Annotated in this window: 11 protein-coding genes; 5 read left to right on the forward strand and 6 right to left on the reverse strand. The window is 70.9% G+C overall.

The window, feature by feature from the left end; all coding sequences use genetic code 11:
* Positions 1–144 precede the first annotated feature (144 nt).
* Complete coding sequence (locus ACFWY9_RS42910) at positions 145–3,054, reverse strand: S8 family serine peptidase (protein WP_378341600.1); 2,910 nt, start codon at positions 3,052–3,054, stop codon at positions 145–147.
* A 259-nt stretch (positions 3,055–3,313) separates the two neighbouring features.
* Positions 3,314–4,873: a deoxyguanosinetriphosphate triphosphohydrolase family protein gene (locus ACFWY9_RS42915; protein ID WP_378331563.1), complete on the reverse strand. Its 1,560-nt coding sequence runs from the start codon at positions 4,871–4,873 to the stop codon at positions 3,314–3,316.
* A gap of 146 nt (positions 4,874–5,019) precedes the next feature.
* Between ACFWY9_RS42915 and ACFWY9_RS42920 the strand changes: the two genes are divergently transcribed.
* Entirely contained in the window at positions 5,020–6,153 is a 1,134-nt protein-coding gene (locus ACFWY9_RS42920; protein WP_378331564.1) for a lycopene cyclase family protein, read from the forward strand.
* Positions 6,154–6,155: 2 nt separating this feature from the next.
* On the opposite strand, the gene ACFWY9_RS42925 is transcribed toward ACFWY9_RS42920, so the two are convergent.
* Complete coding sequence (locus ACFWY9_RS42925; protein ID WP_378331565.1) at positions 6,156–6,788, reverse strand: SRPBCC family protein; 633 nt, start codon at positions 6,786–6,788, stop codon at positions 6,156–6,158.
* Positions 6,789–6,987: 199 nt separating this feature from the next.
* On the opposite strand from ACFWY9_RS42925, the gene ACFWY9_RS42930 reads away from it, so the two are divergent.
* Complete coding sequence (locus tag ACFWY9_RS42930; RefSeq protein WP_378341601.1) at positions 6,988–8,667, forward strand: GGDEF domain-containing protein; 1,680 nt, start codon at positions 6,988–6,990, stop codon at positions 8,665–8,667.
* Here ACFWY9_RS42930 and ACFWY9_RS42935 read toward each other — a convergent pair.
* Together ACFWY9_RS42935 and ACFWY9_RS42940 are read right to left on the reverse strand one after the other, a co-directional pair.
* Positions 8,651–9,304, reverse strand: a complete 654-nt coding sequence (locus ACFWY9_RS42935) for a response regulator (protein ID WP_378331567.1) — start codon at positions 9,302–9,304, stop codon at positions 8,651–8,653. The two genes, ACFWY9_RS42930 and ACFWY9_RS42935, sit on opposite strands and share 17 nt — an antisense overlap.
* Positions 9,301–10,524, reverse strand: a complete 1,224-nt coding sequence (locus ACFWY9_RS42940) for a sensor histidine kinase (protein ID WP_378341602.1) — start codon at positions 10,522–10,524, stop codon at positions 9,301–9,303. Before ACFWY9_RS42940 ends, ACFWY9_RS42935 begins: the two co-directional genes overlap by 4 nt.
* 306 nt (positions 10,525–10,830) lie before the next feature.
* On the opposite strand from ACFWY9_RS42940, the gene ACFWY9_RS42945 reads away from it, so the two are divergent.
* Both ACFWY9_RS42945 and ACFWY9_RS42950 read left to right on the forward strand, forming a co-directional pair.
* Positions 10,831–12,798 carry an ABC1 kinase family protein gene (locus ACFWY9_RS42945; RefSeq protein ID WP_378331569.1) on the forward strand — a complete coding sequence of 656 codons (1,968 nt, stop codon included), beginning with the start codon at positions 10,831–10,833 and terminating at the stop codon, positions 12,796–12,798.
* Positions 12,799–12,905: 107 nt separating this feature from the next.
* Positions 12,906–14,903, forward strand: coding sequence for a hypothetical protein (locus ACFWY9_RS42950; protein ID WP_378341603.1), 1,998 nt, complete (start codon positions 12,906–12,908; stop codon positions 14,901–14,903).
* A 4-nt stretch (positions 14,904–14,907) separates the two neighbouring features.
* Here ACFWY9_RS42950 and ACFWY9_RS42955 read toward each other — a convergent pair whose 3' ends face one another.
* Positions 14,908–15,876 (reverse strand): LysR family transcriptional regulator, encoded by a 969-nt coding sequence (locus tag ACFWY9_RS42955; protein WP_378341604.1) that lies wholly within the window; start codon positions 15,874–15,876, stop codon positions 14,908–14,910.
* 141 nt (positions 15,877–16,017) lie between these two features.
* Between ACFWY9_RS42955 and dnaE the strand changes: the two genes are divergently transcribed.
* Positions 16,018–18,470, forward strand: a 2,453-nt coding sequence (dnaE, locus tag ACFWY9_RS42960) for a DNA polymerase III subunit alpha (RefSeq protein ID WP_378341605.1), incomplete at its 3' end; no start/stop codon positions are given.

Below are 18,470 nucleotides of genomic sequence, written 5' to 3' on the forward strand. Positions count from 1 at the left end.
CAGCCGGCGTGGGTCGCAGCGCTGGGCGGCGGCTGGGCCCCCGGGAGCGGGGGGTGCCGCGCGCCCGCCACCCCCCCCCCCCCGCCACATTGGGTGCGTTGAGCGCACCCAATGCCACATTGGGGCGCTCGTCGCGTGGCGGGTCTAGACCGGGTGGACGGGGCCGTTGGTCACGACCGGGTGCAGCTCGGCCGGGCGTTCGGCGGCGGGGTGCTCGAACCCGTTGACGTGCAACGAGACCGCCCGGATGGAGCCGGTGTCGCCACCGGCGACGTCCGCAACGGTGAACGTCCACGTCCCATCCGCGGCCACGGCGCCCAGCGCCGCGCCGAAGTTCGCCGCGGGCCGCCAGGTGCCGGTGAACGGCGCGTTGGCCGACGTCAGCGAGCTGTACGGCTTGGCAGCAGCGTCGGCGAAGACGACCTGGCACAGGTTCTTGCCCGAGGTCCCGGTGCGGCTGAACACCGTGGCCTTGGCCCCCGACGGCGCGGTCAGCGTGCCGACCAGGTCACCGACGTACGAGTGGTTGAGCCCCACCGTCGTCGACTTCGGATCGGTGCCGCAGACCGTGCCGTCGACCGAGAGCGTCACCTTCGACGCCCGCCCGACCCCGCTCACCGTGATCGGCACCGACGCGCCGAGCGGGTTGTTGTCCGGGACGGCGACCGCGTCACCGGTGTAGGCGAAGTCCTTGGCCACCGGGGACGGCGTGCCGACCGGCACCGAGAACCGCGCTGTCTTCGGCGAAAGCGAGCCCGCGAAGGTGACCTTCGCGTTCAGCACCACCGGCACGCCGACCTCGTGCGTCGCCGGGACGGTGACGGTGAAGTCGTTGACGCCGGTCTGCCCGGGGCTGATCGTGCCGTAGGACTTCGACCGCGGCGCGATCGCGACGCCCGGCGTCGGGCTGCTGAGCACCACGCTGGTGGAAACGGCGGCGCCGTCCCCGGTGTTGGTGACCGGCAGCGACACCGTCGCGGTGTCACCCGGGTTGAGCGCCGAAGCGCCGTTCGGCGGCGTCACCGTCGGCTGTTTCGCGAAAGCCAGCGGCTGCGGGCTGGCTCCGGTGTAGGAGAGCACCTTGTCCGCGAGCAGGATCCCGGCGCCACTGGTGTTGTCCTTGCCAGGGGTCTCGATGTCGACGGCGGTGGCGAGCAACGCTTCCCGGACGTCCGCTGTGGACAGACCGGGGTTGCCGGACAGCACGAGGCTCGCGATCGCGGCCGCGTGCGGCGCGGCGGCGGAGGTGCCGAAGAACGGGTCGAACCCGGTCACCGAGGTCCGGACGCCGTCCGCGGCGGTGATTTCCGGCTTCTGCCGGACCTCGCCACCGGTCGAGGACACGTTGCCCGGCGTGATCGGCGTCCCGTCGGCCTGGTAGAACACCCGCCGCGGACCGTCCGAAGAGAACCGTTCGACCTTGGTGGCGCCGGAGAACGAGCCGGGGAACGGCCCGGCGGGGTTGGCCGGGTCACCGGGTTCGAGCGGCCTGCCGAACGCCTTCGCCGCCGGGGCCGCCGCGACCCCGAACGCGGCGCGTGCCGCCGAATGCCCGGACGTCATACCCGGCGTGGTGTAGGCCTTGAGACCGTCAGCGGAGTCCGCGAAACGGCCGCGCAGCGCGGAAAGCGACAGATACCGGTTCGCGCCGGAGAACTTGACGATCGCCAGCCGCAGCCCGGACACGCCCGTGGTGTTCAGCCGCTCGTAGGGGTCCTGGGTGCCGGTCTGGTTGTTCTGGCTGAACGTGACCACGTTGCCCTTGGCGTCGAGCAGGTAGAGGTCGTAGTCGTTGTTCGACGCGCCGAGCGGGTCGGACCAGAACAGCGTCACGGGCACCGCGCCGGTACCCGCCGAGATCGGCTCGAAGATCTGCGTCCCGGCCGAACCCGCGAAGTTGTGCGCTGTTCCGGCGTATTTCGCGACTCCCTTGCCGGAGTCGACGAAATCGCCTTCCCAGTGCCCGGAAGTCCCGTCGAGCACGCTGCCCTCGTTACCGGCCGAGGAGAAGTAGAGCGCGCCCGCGGCGGTCACGTCGTTCACCGCCTGGGCGATGATCCAGTCCTGGAACGGCGACTCCTTGAAGTAGAAGACGTCGTCCACGATCACGTCGCAGTGCGATTCGAAGCGGAGCTTGCGGATGTTGTCGGCGAAGCTCGCGTCGGAGTTGAACGCGGTGGCGAACCCGAGCTCCGCGTTGGGCGCGAGATCGTGGATGATCTCGAGCATCGCGGTGCCCTCGTCGCCACTGCCCTCCTGGCCGGCGATGACGTCGACGTTCGCCGGCAGCTCGCCCTTGGCCTGCGAGACGGCCAGCGAGTCGACGCCGTCGGACAACGCGCACGCCTTCACCCCGACACCGGTGACGCCGAACTGCTGGCGCGCGAGGTCGGCGTTGTGCGCGCGGTCACCTTCGCTGGTGATCGTCGCGGCCGCCGCGTTCTTGTTCTCCTGTGCCTTGCGCAGTTCCGTGGCGAGCCGATCCGCCTTCTGCTGCTTGGTTTCCGCCGGTTTCGCGGTGCTCGTGCCCTGGCTGCCCGGCACCGCGTGCTGACGTGCGGTCATGGCCTCGTCGGCGGCTTCGACCTTCTTGACGTCTTCTCGCGCGGCGATTCCGGTGAGCGCGGCGAGCGGTACCTCGGCCCGGATGCTCGCCAGCCGCTCGGACACCGCGCGGATTCCCGCCCCCGCCTTGGTCAGTTCGGCGATGAGCCCGTCGGACACCTTCGTCGCGCGGATGTCGACCAGCGCGGTCCCCGACGGGGAGATCTCGGCCCCAGACTGCAACGCGGGCACGGCCGAGGCGTTCAGGCGGCGCTCGCGGATCTTCGTGTCGACAAGCAGTTTGCTGTCTACTTTGGATTCGGCGGCGGACTGCCCGGTCTTGACCGCCTGCAGCGCGGCGATCTGGCGGGCGGAGTTCTCGGCGAACGAATCCGGTGTGGACTCGGCTGCCCCGGCGACCGGCGGGGTCACCACGCCGAGCGCGGCGACGAGCGCGGCACCGGCGGCCAGTACGGTGGTTCTTCGTTTCAGGGAACGGCTTCGACGCACGTGCGCCTCCGATTCTCCAGGCGCGTGCCCCGACTCACGCTGGCCAATGCCGGTGATCACCGGCTGAACCAGGCTAGGTACCGTCCGTCCACGGTCAACAGCAGCCGTTCGAGTGACAGCGGACGGATATTTTCCGTTCGCCGCCAGAAGGTGTAGGCCGTTCAGCGCAGAAGGACGGGCGGATGGATCAGTATCGTGCGGGACACCCGCACCCGATCGGCGACCCGGGCCGGCCGCGCGAGGACAGGCCCGCGCCGCCTCAGAGCACGAAGGAATCCGACCACGGCTGCGAAGCCCGGCCGGACAGCGCGTCCAGGAGTGTCACCGCCTGTTTGTCGGTGAGCGAGGCGACGAAGTCGATCACGGCACGTCCCCTGGCGAGGCCGCGCACCGCGTCGGCACCGTTCATCGGTTCGCCCGTCGCACCTACGAGCAGTTCGGGAGTTTCCCTGGCGAGTGCGGCGTATTCGGCGTGCGCGAGCTCGACGAGGTCGTGCAACCGGCGCGGCAGCCGGGAAACCTCGTCGCGGTCGAGCAGCCAGGCGTCGAGCGCGTCCACGAGTGTCGCGACGAGACTGGCCTGGCCGCGCTGGTGCAGCGCGAGATCGGGACGCAGCAGCACGAACCGGCGGTGCACGAACTTGAGCACCTGGACCTCGTGCCACTGAGCGGGACGCAGGGTCACGTGCCCGGACCGGGTCGGCGGCGTCGCCAGCACGAACACACCGTCGACCAGGCGCGCCGTCCAGCCCGTGGAGAACGCCGCCGTCGCCTGCTCCGCCTCGATGGAGCCGTCGAACGCACCGGCGAGCAGACCGTCGACGAGTTCGGAGTGGACTCGCGCGACGGCACTGGCGAACGCGTCGTCGTCGACGATCCAGGCGTCCTTGGCGTGCATGCGGCGGCGCAGCCGCTCCAGCGACCGCCCGGGACGCCGCTGGTCGGCCTCCAGCGTCGCGTCGTCGAGGGTGGCGAGTTCGAGGGCGTGCGCGAGCCACTCCCCCAGTTCGGCGGCGACCGGCGCGTGCTGGAGCACGCCGATGCGGTGGAAGTCCTGGAGGTCGTGGATGGCGTAGGCGATGTCGTCGGCGGTGTCCATTACGGACGCTTCGACGGTCTGCTGCCAGCCCTCGATCCGGCCGGCGAACGGCGCCCGCGCCTGCGCGAAGTCGTCGAGTTCGGTGCAGTAGGCGGAAAACTTGCTCACGCCGGTGCCGGGTGCGCTGCCCGGTTCGGTCGCGCCGCGCGGCGGGATCGGCAGCTGCGAGGGATGCGGGTCCGGGAAGTGCAGCCGCGCCCACGGGTACTTCAGCACCGCCGCGCGGACCGCGGCGGTGAGGTCGAGCCCGACCGCGGACGGGCCGCGCACGTCGGTGGTGGTGAGGATGCGGAAGGTCTGCGCGTTGCCCTCGAAGCCGTCGGCGAGACCGAACCGGTGGCGGGCGATGCGGTCGAGCGTCTGCTCGCCGAGGTGCCCGAACGGCGGATGCCCGAGGTCGTGCGCGAGCGCGGCGGCCTCGGCGACGTCGGGGTCGCAGCCGCCGAGCTTCGCGGCCAGCTCGGCGGAGTCGCTGGACGCGCCGATCCGCTCCGCGATCGCCCGGGCGACCTGCGCGACCTTGAGGCTGTGCGTGAGCCGGTTGTGCAGCAGGCCGGACCCGCCCGCGCTGACCACCTGCGTCACGCCGCCGAGCCGGGCGAAGAAGGGCGACGCGGCGATGCGGTCACGGTCCACTCGGAACGCGCTGGTGGCCAGGTCGGTGAACCCGCCGGAACCGGCGGGATCCCGGCGCGCCGCCCTGGGGTCCGTCTGATCCATGCGTCCTACCGTATCCGTCACGCGTGCGTTCCTCCGCGCGGGCGCGCGAGCTGAAGGGCGCTTTCGTCGCGTGCGACGTGAGGAAAGCGCCCTTCAGCTCATCCCGTGCGAGGAAAGTCCCCTTCGGCGTCTGGGAGGATCGGGACGTGGTGGACGTGCTGATCGCGGGGGCCGGTCCGGCGGGCTGGGCGCTGGCCGCGGCCTGCGTCCGGCGGGGGCTGCGCACCGCGCTCGCCGCCCCGGACCCGTTCCGCCGCTGGCCCGCGACGTACGGGCTCTGGGCCGACGAAGTCCCGGAGTTCCCGGAATCCGCCGTCGCGTCCGCGCCTCGCACGGTCCTCGCCTCAGGAACCCGGGAGCACCGGCTGGACCGCCGCTATCTCGTGGTGGACAACGACCGTCTCGCCGAGCACCTGACCGTCCCGGGCATCGAGGTGATCACCGGCACCGCCGTCACCGCCGAGCACGACCGGCACGGCAGCACCGTCCGGTTCGCCGACGGCCTCGAACGCCGCGCGGGCGTGGTCGTCGACGCCTCCGGAGTACGTCGCGTGCTCACCGGCGGCCCGTCTCCCGGTGTCCACACGGAACAGACGGCCTACGGTCTCGTGCTCCCCGCGGACGCGGCGCGGCGGCTGGTGCCCGGAGACACCGCGGTGTTCATGGATTGGCGCGGGACCACCGGCGCGGACCCGACTTTCCTCTACGCCCTTCCGCTCGGCGACGGCACGGTGCTGCTGGAGGAGACGTCGCTGGCTCGCCGTCCGGGGCTGGGGATCGACGTCCTCGCCGCACGCCTGCGTGCCCGCCTCGCACACGCCGGTGTCCCGGCCGACGGCCGCGAGGAACGCGTCCGCATCGTCCTGGACCCGCCGTTCCCCCGGCCGCGGCGGGTGATCCCGTTCGGGGTCGCGGCCGGGTTCGTCCATCCCGCCACCGGGTACAGCGTCGCCACCACGCTTCGGCTGGCCCCGAAACTCGCGGCCACGCTCGCGGAAACGCTTCCCCGCGGCCCGCTCGCGGCGAGCACCGCCGCGTACGCGGACCTCTGGCCGCCCGCGGCACTGGCCGTGCATCGCCTTCGCGGGCACGCCCTCCGCGCGCTGCGCGGCCTCGCACCGGCCCAGGTCCCGGAGTTCTTCGACCTCTTCTTCGCGCTGCCCATCGAGGCCCAGCGTGCTTTCACCTCAGGGCGCGAGAACCTGGCGGGGACGTCGGCCGCGATGCTGCGGATCTTCGGTGCCGCGCCCTGGCGGATCAAGCGCCACCTGATCGGGTGACCTCAGGCCTCCGGTGCCCCCGTGTAGAACGCGAAGGTGTTGTCCGCCCGCTTGCGCGCGAGGGCCTTGTCCTCGCCCGATGCGACGTCGGCCTGATACCACTGTTCGCTGCTCTGCGCGACGAAATCCTTGCCCTCGCCCGAGGTCTGCCACGCCATTGCCTCCGCCGGATCGACCGCCGCGCCGCCGTCGAGGTGCAGGGTGAGACCCATGATCATCATGTCCCAGCCGACCCCGGTCGCGGCGGGGCCGTACTTTTCCCAGTGCTCACTGACCGGGGCGATGTGATCCAGCTGGAACAGGGTCCCCTCGGGCGTCGCGCTCAGCTTCAGCTCGATCCAGCTGACCGCCCCGCCGATCTCCCAGGTCGCCGCGAACCCTTTCGGGGGATCACAGCGCTCGATCGTGCCACCCGCGTTGCCCTCCAGCTGGTAGTGCCCGCCGAGGCGCAGCTCGCCGGTGATCGGCAGGAACCAGCGCGGGATGCGCTCGGCGTTGGTGCAGGCGTCCCAGACGTCGTCGAGATCGGTCGCATACGTGCGGGCGATCGTCACCACCCTGGCCTCGCCCGCCTCCAGCGCGCGGGCGCCGACCTCGCGCCGGACGGAACTGATTTGCTGACTGACGTCGATCACCGAAACTCCTCCTCATGGCGTGAGCTGCGAAAACTACACTAAAGGCTGCGCTTATATAAGTCAAACGTTAGCATCGCTTACCGTGGCGTAACTCTTCCCGTCAAGGCGTTACTCCGATGTAGGGAACCCGGGTTCCCAAGCGATGAACATCAGTCGACATCCGTTTCGTTTCGGCCCCGGACGCGCCACGATCGGACCCGTGACGTCGCCAAGCGCGATCCGCTTCGCCTTCCAGCCGATGTACAGCCTGCACACCGGCGGCATCGTGGCGTTCGAGGCACTCGCCCGTCCTGGCAAGGGAACCGCACAGGAGCTGCTCACCGAGGCACGCCGCGAAGGCCGGCTCGCCGAGGTCGATCTCGCACTCGCGGTCACCGCCGTCCGCCAGGAAGCCGAGCGCCGCACGCCACTGCCGCTGCACCTCAACCTCTCCGCCCGCACGCTCGCGGCGCCGCCCGGCGCGTTCGCCGAGCTCGTCCACCAGCTCGGCGCCGCGGGCCGCCGCACCCGTGACGTCGTGCTCGAGATCGGGCCGCCGTTCTCCCAGTTGCCCGCCGAGCGCGCGCTCGCCGGCATGCAAGCGTTGTCCGAGCAGGGTTTCCGGCTCGCGCTCGACGGGCTCGGCCGGGGCGACCTGCCGCTCGGCCTGCTCGCGGCGAGCCCGATCGACCTGGTCAAGCTCGACCGCACGGTGCTGCGCGGGCTCCCGGACGACCCGGCCGCGGTCGCCGTCGTCGAGGCGCTGCTGCACTACACGTCGCGGACCGGCATCCGGCTGGTCGCGACCGGCATCGAGACCGACGCGCAGCTCGACGCCGCCCGCGGGCTCGGGGTGCGGATCGCGCAGGGACATCTGCTCGCGCCGCCCACGCCCGCCCAGAGCACCGGCCCGGCCGCCGCGATCCTGCCCGGCGAGCGGGTGACGTCCGGCCCGCCGCAGGCGCCGTGTGTCGGCGACTTCGTGCGCCCGGCGACGACGCTGCCGGAGACGGCGACGTGCGACGACGTCCGCGAGGTGCTCGCCGCCGCCGACGCGCCGTCCGGCGTGGTCGGGGTCGACGCGGACAACCGTCCACAGTGGTCGATCAACCGGACCCGGTTCCTGGTGGCCGTCACCGGGATGTACGGGCACGCGCTGCACGCCAAGCGGCCCGCGGCCCGGCTCGCCGACAACCCGCACATGATCCAGGCGGACGCGGGCGCACTGGAGTTCCTCGAACTGGTCACCGACGCCGACTGGAGCCGCACCGGCGACGACGTCGTCGTGGTCGACGGCACGGGCCGCTGCCTCGGTGTCGTGCTGGTGACCGAGGTCGTGCGCGGCGTCGCCGAGGTGAAGGTCGAGGAAGCCGCCGCGCTCAACCCGCTCACCCGGCTGCCCGGCAGCGAGGTGGTGGCCCGCGACGTCGACCGCCGGATCGCCACCGGCGAGTCGTTCGTGGCGGCCTGGCTGGACATCGACTCGTTCAAGACGGTCAACGACACCGCGGGGTTCGCCGCGGGTGACGACCTGATCCGCGCGCTCGGCGCGACGCTGACCGACCTCGCGTCGAGGCTGCCGCGGATGCGGGTGAGCCACGTCGGCGGCGACGACTTCCTGGTGGTGTGCGACGTCGACGAGATCGGCACCGTCGCCGCCGCGCTGCTCGACCGCCGCTGGTCCGCCGACGGGCTCCCGGTCACCGTCTCGCTCGCGACCCTGGTGTGCGCCACCGGGTCCATCGGGTCCTATCGGGACACTTCGCGGCTGCTGGCCCCGTTGAAGAAACAGGCCAAGGCGGTGCCGGGATCGAGCTGGGTGCTGAGCAGGCCGGGCTCGGACCGCGTCGACGTGCTGCGCGGGATCGGGCGCGACGTCGCGGTCAGCCAGTCGGCGTGACGAACCCGGATTCGTAGGCCCGGATCACCGCCTGCGTGCGGTCGCGCGCGCCGAGCTTCGCCAGGACGTTGCCGACGTGGGTCTTCACGGTCTGGACCCCGAGGAACAGCTCGCCCGCGATCTCCACATTGGACAGTCCACCCGCCATCAGCCGCAGCACGTCCCGCTCGCGTTCGGTCAGCCCCGCCGCGGCGAGACCGTCACGGGCCGAGCCGCGGGAATGCTCCGCGGCCAGCCGGCGGATCGCCGCCGGGAACAGCAGCGACTCACCCGCCAGCACAGTCCGGATCGCGGCCACGATCTCCTCCGGCCGGGCCCGCTTGAGCAGGAAACCGCTCGCCCCGGCGAGCAGCGCGTCGTAGACGTAGTCGTCGTTCTCGAAGGTGGTCACCACGATGACCTTGGGCGGTTTGTCCACAGTGGACAACAGGTGCGTGGTGGCCCTGATCCCGTCCACCGCGGGCATCCGCACGTCCATCAGCACGACGTCCGGTGCCAGCCGGGAGACCAGGCCCGGCACCTCGGCGCCGTCGCCCGCCTCGCCGACGACCTCCAGATCCGGTTCGCTGTCCACGATGGCCCGCAGACCCGCCCTGATCAGCTGCTCGTCGTCGACCAGCAAAACCCGCCCGCTCACGCTTTCCCCCATGGCACCCTCAGCACGACTTCCCACCGTCCTCCCACCGGCCCCGCGCTCAGCTCGCCGCCGAGCACCGCCGCCCGCTCCGTCATACCCCGCAGGCCCCTGCCGCCCCCGGTGCGGCCGGACGGCGGCGCGGCGCCGAGCGGATTCGACACCGTCGCATCGAGGCGCCCCGGCCCGATCCCGACCCGGACCGTCACCGGGACCTTACCGGCATGGCGCACCGCGTTGGTCAGGCATTCCTGAAGGATCCGGTACACCTCCCGGGAGACCACCGGCGGCACGGCCGAGACGTCGCCGCCGAGTTCGGCGTCGACCTCGGTGCCCGCCAGCCGGGTCGCCGAAAGCAGCGAATCAAGGTCCGCCAGTCCCGGCTGTGGTGTCTTCCCCGCCGCTTCCTCGCGCAGGAGGCCGAGAACGTGGTCGAGGTCGTCGAGGGCGGTACGGGCCGACTCCTCGATGGCGCTCAGCGCGCGTTCGGTGAATTCGGGATCGGTGTGCAGGGTGCGGCGGGCGGCGCCGGCCTGCACGGTGACCACCGACAGCGCGTGCCCCACCGAGTCGTGCAGCTCCCTGGCCAGGCGGTTGCGTTCGGCGAGCCGCTCGGCACGCCGTTCCAGTTCGGCGATCCGGTCCGCGGCCGACAGCCCGAGCAGGCGGGCCGCCACCTTCGTGAGCACCGCCCCGATCGCCCACACGGCGTAGACCAGCGTCACCAGCGCGAGCACGCACAGCACCGGGACCCACGCCGAAGCCCAGCCCTTCGGCACGTCGGCGCCGCCTTCGGCCGCGGGCAGCCTGCCGGTGAACGGGGCCGCGATCGTGAGCCCCACCAGCGTGGGAATCGCGAGGCTGGCGAAGCTCACGCCGAAGCCGGTGCACACGTGCAGCAGGAACATCCCGCTGAACCGCAGCCGTCCCGGCCAGTCTCGGGGCCGCGGCCGCGCACCGGGCGCCGGATCGCCGAGCAGCTCGCGGACCGCGGTGACCTCCAGGACCCGCACCGCGGGCAGGAACGACGTCGCGACCATCACCGCGACGGTGATCGCCGACGCGATGGCGAACGCCGCGCCCTCCGAGGCGGTGAAGGGCATGACCGCGGGGATCGCCACCGCGGCGAAGAGGAGGTAGGGCACGCTGATGGCGCCGCCGAGGATCAGGTACACCCAGCGGCGGTAGGTCACCCCGCCGACCAGCGGGCGGAACACGCGCACGGGCCGATCTTCCCAGCACCGCCGCGCCGATGCCTCCCTCCCGCGCCGGAGGGAGCCGATACCCCGGGGTGAGCCGAGGGACGCCCTTGTCGCATCCTGCGTCCAGGGTGTTGAAGGACGCTTTCAGCGCGTTGAGTGCACTGATGGCGTCCTTCAGCGCGGCCAGCGCACCGGGGCAGCCCTGTCGGGGGTCGCTCCCCCGCGAGCGGGAAAGCGATCCCGCTCGGGCGGGAAAGCGGGGGCACGCGAGCGTGATCTACTCGCTTCCGCACGGCCCGGTACCGGGGCCTCGTCGTTCGGGATCCGATGGAGAACTTGCTGCTGAGCCTGCTCAGCATTCCCCTGCTCGCTCTGGTGTTGTGGCCGCTCGTCGTCGCCTCGCGGCGGGTGCTCGGCGTGCGGATCGGGTTCGTGCGGGCGGTGTGCGGGGCCGCGTTCGGGTGGATGGTGGCCGCCGCCGTCGCCCGCGCGTTCTCCCCGTCGATGGCCGCCAGCCCCGCGGCCGCGGCCGGGCTGCTGATCCCGCTCGCGGGCTGTGCCTTCCTCGCCACGCTGGTGTTCCTGTTCGTCGCCGAGATGGCGCTGCCTGCCGGGTCCGGGCGCGGCCTGTTCAGCCTCGTCCGCGCGGCCCGCACCAAGGTGTCGCGGGGCCGCCGGTATTCGCAGATCACCCGGATCGCGATCAAGCACGGGCTGGGCCGTTACCTCGTCGGGCGCCGCGAACCCGACGTGGCGCCCGGCCGGCAGGCCGCGCTCGCCCGGTCGCTGCGGCGGGCGCTGGAGGACGGCGGCGTCACGTTCGTCAAGCTCGGCCAGTTGCTCTCCACGCGCGCCGATCTGCTCCCGCCCGTGTTCGTCGAGGAGCTGGGCAAACTGCAGGACCAGGTCAGGCCCGCACCCACGGAGGCGGTGCGCGCGGTGCTGCGCGCCGAACTCGGCGGCGAGCCCGAGGACGTCTTCGCCGAGTTCGACCCGGAGCCGCTGGCCGCCGCGTCGATCGCCCAGGTGTACCAGGCGAAACTGAAGAACGGCGAGGACGTCGTGGTCAAGGTGCAGCGCCCGGAGGTGCGGGAGCAGGCCGAGCGCGACGTCGACATCGTCCGCCGGGTGGCGGTCGCGCTGGACGAGCGGGCGGACTGGGCCCGCGCGCTGGGCGTCATCGACCTCGCCGACGGGTTCGCCGCGGCGCTGGCCGAGGAGCTGGACTTCCGCACCGAGGCCCGCAACATCGAAGCGGTGACCGCGCAGTCCGGAATGGACGTCGCGTTGCCGACCGTCCACAAAGCACTGTCCACCGAGCGCGTACTGGTCATGCGCAGGCTGGTCGGCAAGCCGATCGCCTCGGTCAGGGACACGATCCCCGCGCCGCAGCGCGTCACGCTCGCCCGGTCGATGCTGCGCTGCCTGCTGGACCAGGTCATGGTCGGCGGCGTCTTCCACGCCGACCCGCACCCCGGCAACGTGCTGCTGCTGACCGACGGGCGGCTGGGCCTGCTCGACTTCGGCTCGGTCGGCAGGCTGGACGCGGGACTGCGCGGGGGGCTGCAGAACCTGATCCTGGCCTTGGACCGCGGCGACCCCGCCGGGCTGCGCGACGGCCTGCTGGAGGTCGTCGACCGGCCGGAGGTGATCGACGAGCAACGACTGGAACGCGCGCTGGGCGCGTTGGTGGCCAAGCACTTCGGGCCGGGCCGCACCGCCGACGTCGACCTGTTCACCGGTCTTTTCCGGGTGGTGGCGGACTTCCGGCTCAGCGTGCCGCCGCCGATCGCGGCGGTGTTCCGTGCACTGGCCACTGTGGAGGGCACACTCGCCGCGCTGGCCCCGGATTTCGACGTGGTCACCGAGGCACGATCGTTCGCCGCCGAACAGATCGGCGCCGGGCTGCGCCCGGAGTCGTTGCGCCGCACGGCCGTCAACGAGGTGATGGCCCTGCTCCCGGTGCTGCGCAGGCTGCCACGCCGGGTGGACCGGATCGGCGCCGCGCTGGAGGAAGGCCGGTTGTCGGTCAACGTCCGGCTGTTCTCCGACAAACGCGACGAGGACGTCGTGACGGGTCTGGTGCACGAGGCGATGCTGGCGCTGCTCGGCGCGGCGACCGGGCTCATGGCGGTGCTGCTGCTGGCGAGTTCCGGCGGCCCGCTGATCGCGCCCGATCTCTCGCTGCACCACGTGTTCGGCTACAACCTGCTGGTGATCAGCGCGCTGGTGGGGCTGCGGCTGCTCTTCGTGGTGTTCCGCCGCACCGGGCAACGCGCCCGCGAACGCCGCTGAGCACGAGCGTTTCGCCGAAACGCCACGAACGGCCGGTGCGGTGTCCTATCGTGTACCAGCCGCGGATCACCGGAGCGGCCTGGGGGCACGAAGTGGGGGCACGGGGCATGGCACGGCGCAGGAACGTGGTGATCGGCGCGCTCGCGGCGGTGGTGGTGGTCGCGGGCGCGGTCACGGTCGCGGTGGTGTCCGGTTCGGACGGCGCGGGCAACGAGCAGCGGGAACAGGCCGAAACCCATCCGGAGCCGTGGGTGACACCCCCCGCTCCGGAGCCGCCGAAAGCCGCGCTCGCCCTGGACACCGGCCCCGCGAACCGGCGTCCGGCACTGCCCGGCCTGCCCGACTGGTCCAAGGCGGGATACCGCGAGGGCAAGGGGCTTCCCGGGGACCGCGAGATCACCCCGGACACCCGCTGCCGGATCACCCCGGCGACGCTGGCCGAGCGGTACCAGGTGAAGCCGGGCGACAACACCGACGACAGCGACGGGCTGCAGCGGGCGATCGACGACGTCAAACGTGACTGCTCGCCCGCCGCGTCCTACGAGCGGCTGTCACTGATCTCGCTGCCCGCCGGCGTCCTCGACGTCACCAAACAGCTCTCGGTGGACGCCGACTACCTCGTGATCCGCGGTGCGGGCGCGGATCCGGCGTCGGGCACGCGGTTCGTCTTCCGGCCGGGAAAGGACACCCGGTACGACAAGCTGGACAAGGACGGCGCGAGCTGGGACCAGGACGCGATGAAGGCCGGGGACGCGCGCGGCGGCTGGATCTGGCCGGGCCGCGGGCTGTTCCGCGTCCAGTCCCGCGAGGTCCACCCGGACTACCGCGCGGACTACGCGTCGGCGCCGGCCAATCGCAAGGACCTGTTCGAGGGCACGGTAAACGTGCACTGGAAGGCGGGCGCGAAGCTCGCCGAGAAGCCGGGCGACGCGGGGTTTTCGGCGAGGACCGGCGAAACCGTCGTTCACCTCGACCGCAAGGCGAAGCTCACCGCGTTCCGGCAGGGCGGGTACGTCAACGTGCGCGCGGCGAACTCGACGAAGTTCTACGAGCAGCAGCAGGCGCTGCCCACCGACCACGAGTTGCAGAACCTCCACATGCGACAGCAGATCTTCGGGATCGCCGCGGTGGACGAGGCGGCGCACACGCTCACCCTGGACAAGCCGCTGGAGTTCGACGTCCCCGTCAATTCCACTTCGGACGGTTCGCCGGTGATCGAGGGCAAGGCGTACGACTCCAAGGCGGCGCCGCTGGCCGATGCGGTACTCGGCGTCGGGCTGGAGAACTTCCATATCAGCCAGGACATGCCCGCGCTGGCGGGCCAGGATCCGACCCACGAGTACGGCAATCTCGCCCCGGCCGAGGCGATGCACGGCATCGTGCTGAAGTGGGCGGTGAACGCCTGGGTCCGCGGGATCGCGACCTACCGCACCGGTTCGCACCCGATCGTCACCGAAGAGGCCAAGAACATCGAGGTCGTCGGCAACAGCCTCGACGGCGCATGGAACAAGGGCAAGGGCGGCAACGGATATCTGCGCGGCTCACGGGTGTGGGATTCGGTCTACGCGGGCAACGTGACACGGAACCTGCGGCATTTCACGCTGCAGTGGTCGGCCTCGGACAACGTCGTGATCGGCAACGACTTCGACTCCGACGTCAACCTGCACGGCGGCTGGGAGCGGCGCAACCTCTTCGAACTCAACACCGTCCGGGTGCCCGCCGAGCACCAGCCGGGCAACTGCCACACGCGATGCGGTGGCGAGGGCGGTGCGAACGACGACGAGACCGCGTGGTTCCCGATCTGGTGGGGCGCGGGGAAGAAGGCCGTGAAGTGGTCGGGTGCCACCGGACCGCAGAACGTCTTCTTCGGCAACACGATGACCAAACAGACCGCGGCCAACGGACCGTTCGTCCCGTACTATCCCGACCGGAACCGGGTCTACCAGTTCGGCTGGGACGGCGCCGGGTACCGGCATCTCGCCGAGGGCGGCACCCCGATCCCGGACTGGGCGAGCCGCGAGCAGGCCGACTACACCGGGGGCAACGGAGTCGACGCCACGCGCACGGACCCGGCCCGATCCCTCTTCCTGAAGTCAGTGCCCTAGTACGTCACGCAGGCGGGCCGGACGCGATCACGGCGCGGTCGGGTTCGGGGAGCCATTCGCGCCGGGGGTCGAAGGGGACGTAGCCGCGGCGGATGTGGCCGACCAGCCGGGGCAGCGCCGGATGCCGGTTGTGCCGGTACCACAGCAGCGAATGCGGGAACACCGGTGTCGGGTCGGCGATCGGGAGCCGCACGATCCGCGGATGCCACGGGACCCGGATCCCCTCCCCCACGAAGCTGAGCCGGTCGCCGGAGTTCCCCACCACGTCCAGCAGGTGTTCGAAGCCGAAGTTCGGGCCCGAGACGTCGATCCCGACGTCGAAGGCCGCCGAAAACTCCCGGTAGTAGTCGGCCCATTCGCTGTCCCCGCCGTTGCCGGGCATCCACGCGGTCAGGCCCGCCAGTTCGGCCAGCCGGATCTGCCGGCGCCGGGCGAAGCGGTGCCCGCGGCCGACGACGACCTGCATGCGGTCCATGTGCGCGGGGGTGTGCTCGATGGCCTCGTCGAGCTCGCCGACGACGCGGGCGAAGGCGGCGTCGATCTGTCCACTGGGGAGTGTGGTCCGAGCGCTGCGCAGCCCGTTCGAGGTGACGATGTCGATCGCCACGTCCTCGTTCGCCTCGTGGAACTTCCGGACCAGCTCGGTCGTGGACAGCCGCGTGCCGAGCACGTCGACGCGCAGCGCGCGGCGCCGGTTCAGCAGCAGCCCGGTGGCCTGATCGGCGATCCCGAGCAGCGCGCGGGCGTAGCCGAGGAACAGCTCGCCGTCGGTGGTGAGGTCCGTCCCGGCGCGTGACCGGTGGAGCAGGCTCGCACCGAGGTCGGTCTCGAGCTTCGCGACGCGCTTCGAGATCGCCTGCTGGCTCAGCCCGAGCCGGGCGGCCGCGTCGCCGAAGTGCCGGTCTTCGGCCACCGCGACGAACGCGCGGACCGCGCCGAGGTCCAGCTCCACTCCGCTGTCTCCGACAACCATCGGTTGTGCCTCCCCGCGTGTCCGTTGTTGGACAGGGTTGCCGTGTCTCGGTTCCAATGCCCTGACCGGGACGACTGTACAACCAGGAGGCGTGGCGCCGTGGATCCGTTCGTGCACCTGCATGTCCACACCGAGTATTCGATGCTCGATGGTGCGGCGAAGATCGCTCCGTTGTTCGGGGAGGCGGCGCGGTTGGGGATGCCCGCGGTGGGGATGACCGATCACGGGAACATGTATGGCGGGGACGAGTTCTATCAGCAGTCGCGCAAGCATGGCATCAAGCCGATCATCGGGATCGAGGCGTATATCGCGCCGGAGTCGCGGTTTCACAAGAAGCCGGTGTTCTGGGGGCAGGCGAATCAGCGGGGTTCGGATGAGTTCGGTGAGGGTGGTGACGTCTCGGGCGCCGGTGCGTATACGCACATGACCATGCTGGCGCGGAACGCCACCGGGCTGCGGAACCTGTTCAAGCTGTCGTCGCTGGCCAGCATGCAGGGGTATTACCGGAAGCCGCGGATGGACCGTGAGCTGATCTCCGAGAACCACGAGGGGATCATCGCGACGACGGGGTGCCCCTCGGGTGAGGTGCAGACCCGGCTCCGGCTGGGCCAGCGGCAGGAGGCCATTCAGGCGGCGTCGGATTACAAGGACATCTTCGGCGCCGACAACTTCTTCCTCGAGCTGATGGACCACGGCCTGCCGATCGAGCGGTCGGTGCGTGAGGGTCTGCTGGAGGTGGGCCGGTTGCTGGATCTCAAGCCGCTGGCCACCAACGACTCGCACTATGTGACGAAGGATCAGGCGGACACGCACTCGGCGTTGTTGTGTGTGCAGGCGGGTAAGACGCTGAATGATCCGACGCGGTTCAAGTTCGACGGGGACGGTTACTACCTCAAGTCGGCGGCGGAGATGCGGGAGTACTGGGACAAGGAGGTCCCCGGTGCCGCCGACTCCACCCTGCTGATCGCCGAGAGCGTCGAATCCTACGAAGACGTCTACGCCCACAAAGACCGCATGCCGGTGTTCACCGTCCCGGATGGACACACCGCCGAGAGCTGGCTCCGCGCGCAGGTCACGGACGGCCTGAACTGGCGGCTCCCGGACGGAATCCCGGACGCCTACCTCGAACGAGCCGGGTACGAAATCGACGTCATCGTCCAGAAAGGATTTCCCGCGTACTTCCTCATCACCGCGGACCTGATGAACTACGCGCGCGGCGTGAACATCCGGGTGGGGCCGGGCCGCGGTTCGGCCGCCGGTTCGCTGGTGGCCTACGCGCTGGGCATCACGAACCTCGACCCGATCGAGCTGGGCCTGCTGTTCGAACGGTTCCTCAACCCCGAGCGCGTGTCCATGCCGGACATCGACATGGACTTCGACGACCGGCGCCGCGGCGAGATGGTGCGCTACGCCACCGAAAAGTACGGTGCCGACCGGGTCGCCCAGGTCATCACCTTCGGCAAGATCAAGACCAAGGCGGCGATCAAGGACGCGGCCCGTGTCCACTTCGGACAACCCGGCTATGCCATCGCCGACCGGATCTCGAAAGCGCTTCCCCCGCCCGTCGCGGCGAAGGACATCCCGCTTTCGGGCATCGTCGACGCCAAGCACGAGCGCTACGGCGAAGCCGCCGAGGTCCGCGCGCTGGTCGAGACCGACGAAGAGTGCAAGACGATCTTCGAGACCGCCCGCGGCCTCGAAGGCCTGATCCGCAACGCGGGCGTGCACGCCTGCGCCGTGATCATGTCGGCCGACCCGCTCGTCGACGCGATTCCCTTGTGGCGCCGGGACGACGGCGCGATCATCACCGGCTGGGACTACCCGTCGTGCGAGGCCATCGGCCTGCTGAAGATGGACTTCCTCGGCCTGCGGAACCTCACCGTCATCGGCGACGCCATCGACAACATCAAGGCCAACCGCGGCGCCGACATCGATCTCGACACCCTCGGCGTCGGGGACGAAGCGACGTATCGGCTACTGGAACGCGGGGAAAGCCTCGGCGTGTTCCAGCTCGACGGCGGCGCGATGCGTGACCTCCTGCGCCGGATGCGGCCGACGGGCTTCGACGACATCATCGCGGTCAACGCGCTCTACCGGCCCGGCCCGATGGCGATGAACACGCACAACAACTACGCCGACCGCAAGAACGGGCGCCAGGCCATCGTCCCGATCCACCCGGAACTCGCGGAGCCGCTGGCCGACATCCTCGCCGAAACCCACGGCTTGGTCGTGTATCAGGAGCAGATCATGAAGATCGCCCAGCGTGTCGCGGGCTTCTCGATGGGGCGGGCCGACGTGCTGCGCAAGGCCATGGGCAAGAAGAAGAAAGACGTCCTCGAAAAGGAGTTCGAGGGTTTTCAGGCGGGCATGCGCGCCAATGGTTTCTCCGACGAGGCGGTACAAGCCTTGTGGGACACCATTCTGCCGTTCGCCGGGTACGCGTTCAACAAGTCGCACGCCGCCGGATACGCGCTCGTCGGCTACTGGACGGCGTATCTGAAGGCGAATTTCACCGCGGAGTACATGGCGGCGTTGCTCACCTCGGTCGGTGACAACAAGGACAAGTCGGCGGTGTATCTGTCGGAGTGCCGCCG

This window comes from Amycolatopsis sp. NPDC059027 (genome assembly GCF_042739735.1).
GTDB lineage: Bacteria > Actinomycetota > Actinomycetes > Mycobacteriales > Pseudonocardiaceae > Amycolatopsis.

Bases quoted from the DNA above. Each gene is read 5' to 3' on its own strand.
- ACFWY9_RS42915 (WP_378331563.1), bottom strand. From the start codon at position 4,873: ATGGATCAGACGGACCCCAGGGCGGCGCGCCGGGATCCCGCCGGTTCC.
- ACFWY9_RS42945 (WP_378331569.1), top strand. From the start codon at position 10,831: ATGGAGAACTTGCTGCTGAGCCTGCTCAGCATTCCCCTGCTCGCTCTG.
- ACFWY9_RS42950 (WP_378341603.1), top strand. From the start codon at position 12,906: ATGGCACGGCGCAGGAACGTGGTGATCGGCGCGCTCGCGGCGGTGGTG.
- ACFWY9_RS42955 (WP_378341604.1), bottom strand. From the start codon at position 15,876: ATGGTTGTCGGAGACAGCGGAGTGGAGCTGGACCTCGGCGCGGTCCGC.